This is a genomic window from Sphingomonas sp. AC435 (genome assembly GCF_979253005.1).
Genome location: NZ_CEEDCJ010000007.1, coordinates 88,053 through 100,695, shown reverse-complemented (window position 1 = coordinate 100,695; position 12,643 = coordinate 88,053). Strand labels below are relative to the sequence as shown.

General features: G+C 65.1%; 14 protein-coding genes. 6 read left to right on the top strand and 8 right to left on the bottom strand.

Annotation, left to right across the window (positions count from 1 at the left end; translation table 11 throughout):
* The first annotated feature begins 12 nt into the window (after window positions 1-12).
* The gene (locus AC0CH8_RS13970; RefSeq protein ID WP_204198570.1) at window positions 13-615 is read left to right on the top strand and encodes an outer membrane protein; all 603 of its coding nucleotides are present in this window, start codon (window positions 13-15) and stop codon (window positions 613-615) included.
* Between the two features lie 70 nt (window positions 616-685).
* On the opposite strand, the gene AC0CH8_RS13965 is transcribed toward AC0CH8_RS13970, so the two are convergent.
* Complete coding sequence (locus tag AC0CH8_RS13965) at window positions 686-886, bottom strand: hypothetical protein (RefSeq protein WP_465240493.1); 201 nt, start codon at window positions 884-886, stop codon at window positions 686-688.
* Between the two features lie 287 nt (window positions 887-1,173).
* Here AC0CH8_RS13965 and AC0CH8_RS13960 point away from each other — a divergent pair, with 287 nt between their 5' ends.
* The 3 genes from AC0CH8_RS13960 (at window position 1,174) to AC0CH8_RS13950 (ending at window position 2,446) form a co-directional block, all read left to right on the top strand.
* On the top strand, window positions 1,174-1,620 hold the full coding sequence (locus AC0CH8_RS13960; RefSeq protein ID WP_204198572.1) for an ExbD/TolR family protein: 447 nt from the start codon (window positions 1,174-1,176) through the stop codon (window positions 1,618-1,620).
* 269 nt (window positions 1,621-1,889) lie between these two features.
* Window positions 1,890-2,228, top strand: coding sequence for an HNH endonuclease (locus tag AC0CH8_RS13955; protein ID WP_465240427.1), 339 nt, complete (start codon window positions 1,890-1,892; stop codon window positions 2,226-2,228).
* 50 nt (window positions 2,229-2,278) lie between these two features.
* Window positions 2,279-2,446, top strand: a complete 168-nt coding sequence (locus AC0CH8_RS13950; RefSeq protein ID WP_465240426.1) for a hypothetical protein — start codon at window positions 2,279-2,281, stop codon at window positions 2,444-2,446.
* A 118-nt stretch (window positions 2,447-2,564) separates the two neighbouring features.
* On the opposite strand, the gene AC0CH8_RS13945 is transcribed toward AC0CH8_RS13950, so the two are convergent.
* The 4 genes from AC0CH8_RS13945 to AC0CH8_RS13930 are packed head-to-tail and all read right to left on the bottom strand — an operon-like array spanning window position 2,565 to window position 5,114.
* Entirely contained in the window at window positions 2,565-3,293 is a 729-nt protein-coding gene (locus AC0CH8_RS13945) for a hypothetical protein (RefSeq protein WP_465240425.1), read from the bottom strand.
* Window positions 3,271-3,807: a type VI toxin-antitoxin system SocA family antitoxin gene (gene socA, locus AC0CH8_RS13940; RefSeq protein ID WP_465240424.1), complete on the bottom strand. Its 537-nt coding sequence runs from the start codon at window positions 3,805-3,807 to the stop codon at window positions 3,271-3,273. The genes AC0CH8_RS13945 and socA overlap by 23 nt, the downstream gene beginning before the upstream one ends.
* A gap of 1 nt (window position 3,808) precedes the next feature.
* Window positions 3,809-4,867 (bottom strand): ribonucleotide-diphosphate reductase subunit beta, encoded by a 1,059-nt coding sequence (locus tag AC0CH8_RS13935; protein ID WP_465240423.1) that lies wholly within the window; start codon window positions 4,865-4,867, stop codon window positions 3,809-3,811.
* A gap of 46 nt (window positions 4,868-4,913) precedes the next feature.
* Entirely contained in the window at window positions 4,914-5,114 is a 201-nt protein-coding gene (locus AC0CH8_RS13930; RefSeq protein ID WP_465240422.1) for a hypothetical protein, read from the bottom strand.
* A gap of 56 nt (window positions 5,115-5,170) precedes the next feature.
* On the opposite strand from AC0CH8_RS13930, the gene AC0CH8_RS13925 reads away from it, so the two are divergent.
* Complete coding sequence (locus AC0CH8_RS13925; protein ID WP_465240421.1) at window positions 5,171-5,422, top strand: DUF2171 domain-containing protein; 252 nt, start codon at window positions 5,171-5,173, stop codon at window positions 5,420-5,422.
* A 71-nt stretch (window positions 5,423-5,493) separates the two neighbouring features.
* On the opposite strand, the gene AC0CH8_RS13920 is transcribed toward AC0CH8_RS13925, so the two are convergent.
* From AC0CH8_RS13920 to AC0CH8_RS13910, 3 genes are all read right to left on the bottom strand, one after another.
* Window positions 5,494-5,886, bottom strand: coding sequence for an endonuclease domain-containing protein (locus tag AC0CH8_RS13920; protein WP_465240420.1), 393 nt, complete (start codon window positions 5,884-5,886; stop codon window positions 5,494-5,496).
* Between the two features lie 152 nt (window positions 5,887-6,038).
* Entirely contained in the window at window positions 6,039-7,937 is a 1,899-nt protein-coding gene (locus AC0CH8_RS13915) for a ribonucleoside-diphosphate reductase subunit alpha (RefSeq protein ID WP_465240492.1), read from the bottom strand.
* 389 nt (window positions 7,938-8,326) lie between these two features.
* Window positions 8,327-10,924 (bottom strand): EAL domain-containing protein, encoded by a 2,598-nt coding sequence (locus tag AC0CH8_RS13910; protein ID WP_465240419.1) that lies wholly within the window; start codon window positions 10,922-10,924, stop codon window positions 8,327-8,329.
* Between the two features lie 114 nt (window positions 10,925-11,038).
* Here AC0CH8_RS13910 and AC0CH8_RS13905 point away from each other — a divergent pair, with 114 nt between their 5' ends.
* Window positions 11,039-12,559 carry a fumarate hydratase gene (locus tag AC0CH8_RS13905; protein ID WP_465240418.1) on the top strand — a complete coding sequence of 507 codons (1,521 nt, stop codon included), beginning with the start codon at window positions 11,039-11,041 and terminating at the stop codon, window positions 12,557-12,559.
* Window positions 12,560-12,643 lie beyond the last annotated feature (84 nt).

The window sequence follows — 12,643 nt, the reverse complement described above, 5'->3', positions numbered from 1 at the left end:
AGGCCATTTTCGATGCGTAAGCTCTCCCTCGCCGCCGCCCTTCTGGCAGTCACCGCCGCCGTTCCCGCCTTCGCGCAGGACGACACCATCCCCGCCGACGCCGCGCGCGCGCCGGACGGCACCCGCGCATTCGGCATCGAGCCCTACGTCGCCGTGCTGGGCGGCTGGGAAGGCTTCGACCGCAACCCGGGTCACGGCATTCCGGCGACCCCGATCGGCGGCAACAAGCTGGACGGCAGCCTGGTGCAGGGCATCGTCGGCGTGAACGTTCCGCTCGGGCCGGTGTTCGTCGGCGTCGAGGGTAACGCCGCCAAGGGCGTGTCGGGCGACATCGATTGGGAGTATGGCGCAGCGGGTCGTTTCGGCTTCCGCGCCGGCGACAGCGGCCTGTTCTACGGCAAGGTCGGCTACCAGTGGGTGAACTTCGACCGTTTCGGCAACAACAGCCGTGACTTCCACGCGATCACCTACGGCGTCGGTGCCGAGGTCGGTCCGAAGGACATCGGTCTGGCGGGCATCACCGGCAACGCCGGCGTGCGCTTCCGCTTCGAGGTTTCGACCTTCGGCGGCGCGGACAGCTTCCGTCCGATGGCCGGCGCGGTGTTCCACTTCTAGTCGCACCGTCGCTTCGGCGAGGAACGGGGCGGGGCGCGACGATGGTCGCGCCCCGCCTTTTTCGTGCGCGCTACAGCCCGGCGGCGTTGGCGACCGCGATGAGGTCGGCGGCGTCGACCACTTCCCCCGCGGCGTCGGTGATCGTCGCGTTGCCCGAGCTATTGGTGCCGGCCTGTTCGCGTGGGGCGGAGTCGGCGACGTCATAGGCGGTCCAGACGATCCCGCCGGCCCAGAGGAGCGCGGACCAGCGGCTGCGGAACAGGCGGGACATCGGCACCGCAATGTCCTGCCAGATCAGCGGTTAACGAACCGGATGCCGGCAGATTGGTGTCTGCCTCGGATCGGAAGGTTAGGCTAAGGTTAGTCCAATGCGGCGTTTTGGTGGTGGTGGCCCGGATGCTGTCGACGCTCACGATCGGCTCCCGCCCTTGTCGAGGAGCCGGACCATTTACGCGGCTCATCCGGTGTAGGACAGCGAGGCATGGAGAATGTTGGAGACGCTTGACGGCGCACCGATGACGTGATGCAATATCATCACCTTCATCGGGAGATCGTCAGATGTCACGCTCACGTTCCTTCGCCTCCCCCTATGCTTCCGCCCGCGGTGCCACCGCCTCCGGTATCGGCGAGCCGATCAGCGGGCTGAACATCACGCCGCTGATCGACGTGATGCTGGTGTTGCTGGTGATGATGATCATGATCCTGCCGACGACGCTGCATAAGGTGACGATCGACCTGCCTGCGCCCGGCGGCACGACCGAGCCGCGCATCGAGCATCGGCTGGACCTGAGCCGCAGCGGCGTCGCGGTGCTGGACGGCGTGGCGACGAGCGACACGGCCCTGCCGGCGCGGCTGGCGGTGCTGAAGGCGGATCCGAAGGCGCTGCTGGTGATGAACACCGATCCGGAGGCGCGGTACGAACGCTTCGATCAGGTGCTGGCCGTGGTGAAGCGCGCCGGCATCACGCGGCTGGGCTTCGTGGGGAACGAGCGGATGGTGGAGTGAGGGGCTGGGGGTTCCGTCCTTCTCCCTCCCCGGCAAGGGGAGGTCGGGGTGGGGTGGAATTTTGGCCATACCGCTGGTGGAGAGCTCTTCCTTGAAGCCACCAGGTTCCGAACGCGCAGGGCTGGGCTGACACCGCATCGACATCGCTCGCGGCGAAGCCCTCCCCCAACCCCTCCCCGCGGGAAGGGGAGCCTGTCGGGTGCGGGGTGAGCGATACCTCTTCCCCGCACCCCGGCGGCTACCCACATTCGGGGCATGATGGACAGGGCATGACGGGCAGGGTGAAGCGCAAGGCGGGACTGGCGGCGGCCGCAGCCCGCGCCGCCGCCGAAGCCGCACCGCCGCCGACCTGCGCGCTGTGCGAGCGGCCGCTGGGCGCGCGGGTGGAGTGGCATCATCTGGTGCCCAAGAGCGAAGGCGGCCGCGTCACCGCCCCGGTCCACCCGATCTGCCACCGCACGATCCACGCGACGCTGCCGAACGGGGAATTGGCGCGGGCCTATGCCGACCCGGCGGTCCTGCGCGACCACCCCGCGATCGCGCGCTTCCTGCGCTGGGTGGAGGACAAGCCGGCGGACTTTTCGGTGCCGGTGAGACGGGGGCGGTGAGGATGGGGCGGGCTCTTGCTCGCTGTGCCGATCAGCCTATGTTCGGAAGCATGGCGACACATGCTAACCATGATTACGCGGACGATGGCGAGGCGACCGAGCCGGGCTACGCCGCGTGGAAGCGGGCCAAGATCGAGCGAGGGCTGGAGCAGAGCCGCGATCGGTCGGCGATGATCCCGGTGGAGCAGGTGCTGCGAAACCTCTCGCTTGAGGGTTAGCTTTACGCCGCAGGCGCAGGACGACCTTGCGGCGATCCGCGACTGGATCGCTCAAGATGATCGCGCTGCGGCTGATCAAGATCAGGCGAATTGCCTAATCATACGCCGCAGAACTTAGTCAGCCTCGCGCAAATAGCGGCCCCGCATCTTCGCCATCACGACGCCGTCCGCTCGACGCAAGCTCGATAACCTCATGCCAGATTTCAAAGGTTTGCCTGACGTCCGCGACAATCGCGTCGTAATCCAAAAGATCCTGTTCAGAACAGGAATATGATCGGACTGTCCGAGCGTCGTTATCGAGGTACCGCCAATGTTCCAACTCGATATCTGCTAGGTCCGGATAGTTTTCTCGCCATCTATGATGCATCGCCGAGAAGATGAAGCGCCTGCCTATCTCGGATAACGGCTGCGTTCTACGCAGGTCTGGAAACGCAGCTACAATTCGACCAGTATTGTAGGTGAACAGCATGGGCATGCCGAAATCATAGGCGTGTCCGAACGGCATGGTTAGCCGGCGAACATCCTCACGGCGGGCTTGGATGCCGTGCTCAAGTGCATAAGCATGGGTAGCACGTGCAACGGGGACATTCATGGCGAGCAAATCTGGATTGCTTTTACACGCCTTCCGAACGACATTTTCCAATGTCTGGAGAGGAGTTGCGGCTTTCTCTTCCTGAAGTAGCGGATACTGTTCATTACACGCATCGCCGCTATGTTGACGAAACGGCTCGTAAGAACCCACAATTGGCTTCGGGCGTTCGATAGATGTCAATCTCCAGCGCTTCATATCCACAGATTTAAAGGCAAGGTTGGCAATATCCGTTTCAGTAAGGCGGCGACTCTTCATCGGGTTCTCCTACCCTTGGGGTGGCTTTAACAGCAATTTTATGATGGCGAAAATACTCAACAATAGTCCTATTCGTCATTCTTAGGCCGAATACCCTCTCCGGGCGCCCAGCTGTGACTCGGTCCCACGGGCTACCAGGCGCATGAGAAAGTTCCACAAGTCGTCCAGCGCTCAGATCAATAAACGGTGCGGCAAGATCTGAAATCCTTTGGATCAGTTCACAATTATCTGGCAGTGGCACGACCGATATTGACCCTGTCCTCACATCCTTCCTGGTGGCAAGCCTTGTAATTGGTTGAGAGCCAAATTCTCTCAAGGCATCATATGTAGGAACATTCACGGGGCCATATTTCCATGCCTCAAAAGTTCCTGAGATTAATGGCTCTCCTGTTTCCAAGAGGTGGCGCCCGTGAATAAAATAGATGATCTTCTGTAAGCTAAGATTTGTTACTGGTTTACCCCGGCGGATTGCCTCCTGAATAATAACATTGGCGACACTCCTCGGATCAAGCATTTTACTCCGCCGCCACGCCAGCCCGCGAGAACATGTCGCCGGTTTCCAGACCCAGGTCCTGCTCCGTGGGGCGGATGATCTTCGCCTTCTGGCGCTTGTCGAACGAGTCCCAGACGTCGTTCCACTGGCCCTTGGTCGCGGCCTTCGAATATTCGGTGGCGCGCTGTTCGAAGAAGTTGGCGTGCTCGACGCCGTTCAGCATCGGCGCGAGCCAAGGCAGGGGATGCTCGTCGATCATGTAGATCGGCTTCAGACCGAGCTGGCCCATGCGCCAGTCGGCGATGAAGCGGATGTACTTCTTGATCTCCTTGGGCGTCATGCCGTTGACCGGACCCATTTCAAACGCGAGGTCGATGAAATTGTCCTCGAGCCGGATCGTGGTCTGGCACACGTCGGCGATGTCGTCCTTCACCGCCTTGGTCAGGCATTGACGCTCCTGACAGAAGGTGTGGAACATCTTGATGATGCCCTCGCAGTGCAGCGACTCGTCGCGGATCGACCAGGTGACGATCTGGCCCATGCCCTTCATCTTGTTGAAGCGCGGGAAGTTCATCAGCATTGCGAAGCTGGCGAAGAGCTGCACGCCCTCCGTGAAGCCGCCGAACATGGCGAGCGTGCGGGCGATGTCCTCGTCGCTGTCGACGCCGAAATTCTGCATGTAGTCATGCTTCTCCTTCATCTCGGCATATTCGAGGAAGGCGCCATACTCGCTCTCGGGCATGCCGATCGTGTCGAGCAGGTGGCTGTAGGCGGCGATGTGGACCGTCTCCATGTTGCTGAACGACGTCAGCATCATCTTGATCTCGGTCGGCTTGAACACGCGGCCGTATTTCTCGTGGTAGCAATCCTGCACCTCGACGTCCGCCTGCGTGAAGAAGCGGAAGATCTGGGTCAGGAGGTTACGCTCGTGATCGGTCAGCTTCTGCGCCCAGTCGCGGCAATCCTCGCCCAAGGGCACTTCCTCGGGGAGCCAGTGCAGCTGCTGCTGACGCTTCCAGAACTCGAACGCCCAGGGGTATTCGAACGGCTTGTACTGCTTGGAGGCGTGAAGGAGGGACATGGGGATTACTCCGGTGCGAACAGGGGAAAGGGGGAAGGGGCGGAATTCATATCGCCATGCTCCACCGCCACATCGCGGTGGCGGACATGGCGAGGACGATGCCGGCGGAGGCGGCCATGATGCCGATCATGCGATAGGCATAGACCTGACGCTCCGACAGATTGCCGCGAAGGCGCAGCAACAGGACGATGCCAGCGATGCCCAGCACCGCGGCGACGACGTACATCACGACGACGTTATAGCTCATGCGACCAACTTCCCTTCCATGCGTTCGGCAGCCGAACCCATTAGAGGAGAAGACGAATGGTCGACGTAAGCCAGATCAAGGAACATGCCGAAGTGATCGGTGCGGACGGCGTGCATGTCGGTACCGTCGATCACGTCGACGGCGACCGCATCAAGCTGACCAAGAACGACTCGCCGTCCACCGAGGACGGGCAGGGGCAGAAGCACCACTATCTGCCGATCGGCCTGATCGCGGAGATCGAGGGCGACACGGTGCGCCTGAGCGCGACCGGGCAGAACGCGGTGGACCTGTTCGAAGAAGCCGAGTGACGTTTTCCCTCCTCTCCCCTTGTGGGAGAGGAAGGGGCCGTCGTCAGGCGCAAGGGTGAGGGCGGTGCCGGTCATGCGGTGCCGCCCTTTTCCTGTGCGCGGCTGCCCTCATCCTTCCGCAGAGAGAAGGATAACTGGGTGAGGACGCCTTCGAGGTTCTGCGTCACGTCCGAGTTGGCGACGCGGAGGACGCGGTAGCCCTGATTTTCGATCAAGCGCGTCCGTGCCGCGTCGTGGTCGGCCGCATATGCGTGGGTATCGCCGTCGACTTCGATCACGAGCTGTTCCGAGAAGCAGAGGATGTCGGCGTAATAGGGGCCGACCGGTGCCTGATGACGCCATTTCAGATGTGGGAACGCGTTGCGAAGGGCGCGGAGGAGCGTGCGTTCCGGGCCGGGCGCGTTGCGGCGGAGGTGCCGGGCGCGCGGCACGGTTCCGACCGGCTGATCCGCATAGAGGCGCATTGTCCTCACCCTTCCGCCGCTTCGCGGCTCCCTCCCTCTCCCAAGGGAGAGGGATCATGGCTTGGTCACCAACCCCTCTCCCTTGGGAGAGGGAGGGGCCCGCCCGGCATGGCCGGGTGGGAGGGTGAGGACAGCCTGTTGCTCCTAAGCGTTCACTGACACGCCAGACACTCGTCGTAGTCCGTGCTTTCCAGCTCGAACTTCGGCTTGGCGATGGTGTTGTCCGCCTCGACGCCGCCCGCGAAGCCGGCACGCTGGACCGACTTCGACCGCAGGTAATAGAGCGACTTGATGCCCAGCTCCCACGCGCGGAAGTGGAGCATCAGCAGGTCCCACTTTTCGACATCGGCGGGGATGAACAGGTTCAGCGACTGCGCCTGGTCGATATAGGGCGTGCGGTCGCCGGCCAGTTCGAGCAGCCAGCGCTGGTCGATCTCGAAGCTGGTCTTGTAGCAGTCCTTTTCCTCCTGCGAGAGGAAGTCGAGATGCTGCACCGAGCCGCCGTTCTCGAGCATCGAATTCCACACCGCCTCGGTGTTCTTCGACTTCTCGTTCAGCAGCTTTTCCAGATACGGGTTCTTGACCGAGAAGCTGCCCGACAGCGTCTTGTGCGTGTAGATGTTGGCGGGGATCGGCTCGATGCACGCGCTGGTGCCGCCGCAGATGATGCTGATCGACGCGGTCGGCGCGATCGCCATCTTGCAGCTGAACCGCTCCATCACGCCGACATCGGCGGCGTCGGGGCAGGGGCCGCGCTCGACCGCCAGCTGCATCGATGCTTCGTTCACCTGTGCGTTGATCTGCTTGAAGATGCGGAGATTCCACGACTTGGCCATCGCCCCCTCGAACGCGATGCCGCGCGCCTGAAGGAAGGAGTGGAAGCCCATGACGCCGAGCCCGACCGACCGCTCGCGACCGGCGCTGTAGGCGGCGCGCTCCATGCCCGGCTCGTGGCGATCGATATAATCCTGCAGGACGTTGTCGAGGAAGCGCATCACGTCCTCGACGAAGCCCTTCTCGTCCTTCCACTGGTCCCACGTCTCGAGGTTCAGCGACGACAGGCAGCAGACGGCGGTGCGATCGTTGCCGAGGTGATCCTTGCCAGTCGGCAGCGTGATTTCCGAACACAGGTTGGAGGTCGAGACCTTCAGCCCGAGCTGGCGGTGATGCGCGGGCATCGTCGAATTCACGTGATCCGCGAACACGATGTACGGCTCACCGGTGGCGAGGCGGGTTTCGACCAGCTTCTGGAACAGCGCGCGGGCATCGACCTTGCCACGCTCCGACTGGTCCTTGGGCGACCGCAGGATCCACTCGGCACCGTCGCGGACGGCCTCCATGAAGGCGTCGGGGATCAGCACGCCGTGGTGCAGGTTCAGCGCCTTGCGGTTGAAATCGCCCGAAGGTTTGCGGATTTCGAGGAACTCCTCGATCTCCGGGTGCGAGATGTCGAGGTAGCAGGCGGCCGAACCGCGGCGCAGCGAACCCTGCGAAATCGCGAGCGTCAGCGAGTCCATCACGCGGACGAAGGGGATGATGCCGCTGGTCTTGCCGTTCAGGCCGACCGGTTCGCCGATCCCGCGGACGTTGCCCCAATAGGTGCCGATGCCGCCGCCGCGCGAGGCGAGCCAGACATTCTCGTTCCAGGTGTCGACGATGCCGTTGAGGCTGTCGGGCACGGAGTTGAGGTAGCAGCTGATCGGCAGGCCGCGGCCGGTGCCGCCGTTCGACAGCACCGGCGTCGCGGGCATGAACCACAGACGCGAAATATAGTCGTAGATGCGCTGCGCGTGGGCGGCATCGTCGGCATAGGCGGATGCGACGCGGACGAAGAGGTCCTGATACGACTCGCCCGGCAGCAGGTAACGGTCGTTCAGCGTCTCCTTGCCGAAGTCGGTCAGGAGCGCGTCGCGGCTATGGTCGACCTCCAGCGCATAGGGCTGCGGCGCGACCGAGCGGCTGTCGAGCGCGATCGGCGCGGCCTTGGCGGCGGGTGCGGCCGTTGCTTCGATGGTGTCGGTCGTCGCGCCCCGGTCGTTGCTGAAATCCATCGTCACGCCACTCCTGTTCGTTTCCGGTTCGTTCGAATCGGCAAGCACTTAGCCTACACCCGCACGCGGCGGTGGTGGAGAACAAAATGCGATCATCGCGGTCGTCGCGCAGTGATCGGGAGCGGTGAGCCTGTCCCGACACTTTTAACGATCACACCAGCTATAGGGTCCCGATCCGTACCTTACCCCCAGAGATTGTGGCATTCGGTCGGGCGAGGCAAGCGCGATCTGCGCGGATCGCCGATCTGCGGGAGATCGGTTCGATGCCGCGCCGCCGCGACGCACGGATTCGCGCCGCCCCGTCGAAGCGCAAGGGAACGCAGCGCGAACGAAAATATTTAATCGATCGTAAACGGGGCGGTGACCGGCGGCCGGAACCGGTGAAAGGGTTAGCCCGCCCGGCGCAGTGCGCGCTGCGGTGCGTTGGTGACGAGGTCGACGTCGATGGGCTCGACGAACTCGATCCCGGCGCGGCCATCGGACGCCCAGCGCAATTTGGCGGCGATCATGCGATCCTTCACGAGCTCGATCAGGACATCGAAATCCTGTGGCGCGCCGTCGATCGCGATCCCTTCGATCATCGCGCCGGTGGCGGAGATGTCGCGGAGGCGGACGTCGCCCTCCACACCGTCGATCGCGATGCGGGCGGCGCGGAGCATGCGGGTGCGGGGGGCGCGGCTGATGCGGTAGCCCGACGCGGCGGTGGGGCCGGCGTCGTCGGCCAGCCGCGCCGTGATGTCGGCCGACGGCATCGGGCGGCCATAGACATAACCCTGGATGTGGCTGCACCCCAGATCGCGCATCAGCCACACTTCGTCCTGCACCTCGCAACCCTCGGCGGTCGTCTCCATCCCCAGCGTGTCGGCGAGCGAGACGATGGCGCGGATGATCGCGGCGTTGCGGTTGCCGGGCTGGGCGGCGCCGCGCACGAAGCTCTGGTCGATCTTGATCTTGTCGAAGGGAGCGGTGCGCAGATAGCCGAGCGAGGAATAGCCGGTCCCGAAATCGTCCAGCGCCAGCCGGACGCCGATCCCCTTCAGCGCGCGGAACATGCGATCGGACGAGCTCGTCTCGTCGAGGAACACGCCCTCCGTGATCTCCAGCTCCAGCCGCGACGGAGCGAGGCCGGCGCGGGCGAGGGCGCTGGTGACGAGGGCGGGAAGCTGGGCGCTGGCGAACTGGATGGGCGAGACGTTGACCGCAACGCGGATCTCGCCCGGCCAGGCCGCCGCATCGAGGCAGGCGGTGCGCAGGACCCATTCGCCGAGCTGTTCGATCAGGCCGCACTCCTCGGCGACCGGGATGAACTCGGCCGGAGAGATCGGTCCGCGCTCGGGATGGGTCCAGCGGACCAGCGCCTCGCACCCGACGATGCGTTCGTCGCTGGTGTTGACGACCGGCTGATAGGCGATGTGCAGTCCGCCGGTGACGAGCGCCTGCCGGAGATCGTCCTCCAGCTGCTGGCGGCTGCGGGCACCCGCCAGCATGTCGGGGGAGTAGAAGCGGTGAACGCCGCGCCCGTCGGCCTTGGCGGCGTACAAGGCGAGGTCGGCGTTGCGGACCAGCGTCTCGGCATCCTCGCCGTGATCGGGCGCGAGCGCGACGCCGATGGAACAGCCGATCGTGACCGACGTACCGGCGACCGAATAGGGTTGCGACAACGCCAGGATCACGGCGCGGGCGAGGTCGGCGAGCATCGGCCGCGAGTCGACGCCGGGCAGCAAAACCTTGAACTCGTCGCCGCCGAGCCGGCCGACGAGTCCCTTGTCGCCGATTTCGCGCAGCAGGCGCTGGGCGACCTGTTTCAGCAGTTCGTCGCCGGCCTGATGACCGAGCGTGTCGTTGACCGACTTGAACCGGTCGAGGTCCATCAGGAACAGGGCGGCCGGGCGACGCTGGCCGGGCGGCGGCGCGAGCGTCTTGTCGAGCGAGAAGCGCATGCGCTGACGATTGGCGAGACCGGTGAGGCCGTCGAACAGCGCCAGCCGGGTGATCTCCGCCTCCGACCGGCGCTTTTCGGTCAGATCGACGCCCGAGCCGATGAAGCCGGAGAAGCGACCGAGTTCGTCCAGCGCCGGCCGGCCGCTGATCGACCACCAATGCGCGCCGCGCCGATCGCCGGCGGCGCAGACGGAATAGTCGGAAAACGAGGTGCGCGACGACAGGTGAAAGGCCAGCGTCCGCTCCGTGCCGGGCGTGGCGGCGTCCATGCGGAAGATGTCGGTCAGTGCGCGCCCGACCGGATGGGGACCGAAGGCGGCGATCTCCGCCGCGACCTTGCCCGAGATATAGGTGACGCGGCCCTGACGGTCGGCTTCCCAGAACCAGCCGGTCCCCTGACCCTCGAACTCGGCGACCATCTTCGCGGCGAACCGGCCTTCGCCGTGGGCGAGATCGTTGGCGACGGCGGCGGCGTGGTCGGCGAAGACCAGCCGCAACGTCAGCGACCCTAGAGCGAGCAGCAGGAGGAGTGCGGACAAAGCGGGCCAGCCGCCGCCGGTACAGATCGTCAGTGCGACCGCCGCACCGCCCGCATAGGCCAGCGTCGCGATGCGAACGGGCGCGAGGACGATACCGGCGAGCCAGCCCGCGCCGATCAGCGCGACCACGCAAGCCAGTTGGCTGCCGCCCGTCGCCGCGCCGTGATCCCACAACAGCGGCGGGATCGCCGATCCGACCGCGGCGGCGGCAGCGATCAAGGCCCGGATGCGGCGATGCGGCGGCGTATTCCGCGCCATGTGCACGACGCCGAACGTCGCACCGGTGCCGGCCATCAGCCATGCCGTCCAGAGTGCCGAAGCCATGCTGCCGCCCTCGACGATCATCTGCACGGTCGCGGCGATCATCAGCGCGGCGAGGGCCGCCGGCCAGGCGGCGGCGACCAGCGCCAGCCTGGCGGCGTCGCGGCGGGTCGTGCGCCCATCCTCGACGACCCCGAGCATCACCGCGAGCGGGACGGGGGGTAGGACGGGGAGCTCCACGGACATTCCACCCGGCTATCATGCGCCGCGTTAACAGGTTGCTGATGGCCCGGTTGCCGATCGCCCCCACTGCCGCCAGCCATTTGCATCGCGCGCCGGGGAGACGCTAAAGCGCCGGGCATGACCGTGACGATCCGCGAAACCGACCTGATCGAGAGCGTCGCCGACGCGCTCCAGTTCATCAGCTACTATCACCCGATGGATTACATCCGCGCGCTGGGCGAGGCGTACGAGGCCGAACAATCGCCCGCCGCCAAGGATGCGATCGCGCAGATCCTGACCAACAGCCGCATGTGTGCCGAGGGGCATCGCCCGATCTGTCAGGATACCGGCATCGTCACCGTGTTCGTGAAATGGGGCCAGGATTGCCGGCTGGAGGGCAGCCGCAGCTTGCAGGAGGTCGTCGACGAGGGCGTGCGCCGTGCGTACCTGCATCCCGAGAACAAGCTGCGCGCCTCCATCCTCGCGGACCCCGCCTTCACCCGCCGCAACACCAAGGACAATACGCCGAGCGTGCTGCACGTGGAGATGGTGCCGGGCACGACGGTGTCCGTCGACGTCGCGGCGAAGGGCGGCGGGTCGGAGAACAAGTCCAAGTTCAAGATGATGAACCCCAGTGATTCGATCGTCGACTGGGTGCTGGAAATGCTGCCGCAGATGGGGGCGGGCTGGTGCCCACCGGGAATGCTGGGCATCGGCATCGGCGGTACCGCGGAGAAGGCGATGCTGCTCGCCAAGCAATCGCTGATGGGCGCGATCGACATGGGCCAGTTGAAGCAGCGGGGCCCCAGGAACGACATCGAAGCGCTGCGCATCGAATTGATGGACAAGGTGAATGCGCTCGGCATCGGTGCGCAGGGCCTGGGCGGGCTGTCGACCATTCTGGACGTGAAGATCCTCGACTGGCCGACGCATGCGGCGTCGAAGCCCGTTGCGATGATCCCGAATTGTGCCGCGACGCGCCACGCGCACTTCACGCTCGACGGCAGCGGCCCGGTCTATCTGGAGACGCCGAAGCTGAGCGACTGGCCGCAGGTCGACTGGAAGCCGGACAAGGCCGCGATCCGCGTCGATCTCGACACGCTGACGCCGGACGTGGTGGCGACGTGGAGGCATGGCGATCGGTTGCTGCTGAACGGCAAGATGCTGACCGGGCGCGATGCGGCGCACAAGCGCATCGCCGACATGCTGGCGAAGGGCGAGCCGCTGCCGGTCGAGTTCGCAGGCCGCGTGATCTATTATGTCGGGCCGGTCGATCCGGTCGGCGAGGAGGTGGTCGGACCGGCCGGGCCGACGACCGCCACGCGCATGGACAAGTTCACGCGCATGATGCTCGACCAGGGCCTGCTCGCGATGGTCGGCAAGGCGGAGCGCGGTCCCGCCGCGACGGAGGCTATCCGCGAGGCGAAGTCGGCCTATCTGATGGCGGTCGGCGGTGCGGCGTACCTCGTGGCGCGCGCGATCAAGGGCAGCAAGGTCATCGGCTTCGAGGATCTCGGGATGGAGGCGATCTACGAGTTCGAGGTCAGCGATTTCCCGGTGACCGTGGCGGTGGATAGCGAGGGGCAGAACGTCCACCAGCTCGCGCCGCTGGTCTGGCGCGAGAAGATCGCGCGCGAGCGGTTGCTGACACCCGCGTGATCACGGCCGTCGCGGCTGGCGGTGGCGGCGGACCGACGAGCAGCAGGAACGTCCGCCCTCGGCGGGTCGTTCTGGGTGCGTCCA

Coding starts and splice junctions, on each gene's coding strand:
- AC0CH8_RS13970 (WP_204198570.1), top strand. CDS start 13: ATGCGTAAGCTCTCCCTCGCCGCCGCCCTTCTGGCAGTCACCGCCGCC.
- AC0CH8_RS13945 (WP_465240425.1), bottom strand. CDS start 3,293: ATGAAGAGTCGCCGCCTTACTGAAACGGATATTGCCAACCTTGCCTTT.
- AC0CH8_RS13915 (WP_465240492.1), bottom strand. CDS start 7,937: ATGGATTTCAGCAACGACCGGGGCGCGACGACCGACACCATCGAAGCA.
- AC0CH8_RS13960 (WP_204198572.1), top strand. CDS start 1,174: ATGTCACGCTCACGTTCCTTCGCCTCCCCCTATGCTTCCGCCCGCGGT.
- AC0CH8_RS13930 (WP_465240422.1), bottom strand. CDS start 5,114: ATGAGCTATAACGTCGTCGTGATGTACGTCGTCGCCGCGGTGCTGGGC.
- AC0CH8_RS13920 (WP_465240420.1), bottom strand. CDS start 5,886: ATGCGCCTCTATGCGGATCAGCCGGTCGGAACCGTGCCGCGCGCCCGG.
- AC0CH8_RS13910 (WP_465240419.1), bottom strand. CDS start 10,924: ATGTCCGTGGAGCTCCCCGTCCTACCCCCCGTCCCGCTCGCGGTGATG.
- AC0CH8_RS13950 (WP_465240426.1), top strand. CDS start 2,279: ATGGCGACACATGCTAACCATGATTACGCGGACGATGGCGAGGCGACC.
- AC0CH8_RS13955 (WP_465240427.1), top strand. CDS start 1,890: ATGACGGGCAGGGTGAAGCGCAAGGCGGGACTGGCGGCGGCCGCAGCC.
- AC0CH8_RS13925 (WP_465240421.1), top strand. CDS start 5,171: ATGGTCGACGTAAGCCAGATCAAGGAACATGCCGAAGTGATCGGTGCG.
- socA (WP_465240424.1), bottom strand. CDS start 3,807: ATGCTTGATCCGAGGAGTGTCGCCAATGTTATTATTCAGGAGGCAATC.
- AC0CH8_RS13935 (WP_465240423.1), bottom strand. CDS start 4,867: ATGTCCCTCCTTCACGCCTCCAAGCAGTACAAGCCGTTCGAATACCCC.
- AC0CH8_RS13905 (WP_465240418.1), top strand. CDS start 11,039: ATGACCGTGACGATCCGCGAAACCGACCTGATCGAGAGCGTCGCCGAC.
- AC0CH8_RS13965 (WP_465240493.1), bottom strand. CDS start 886: ATGTCCCGCCTGTTCCGCAGCCGCTGGTCCGCGCTCCTCTGGGCCGGC.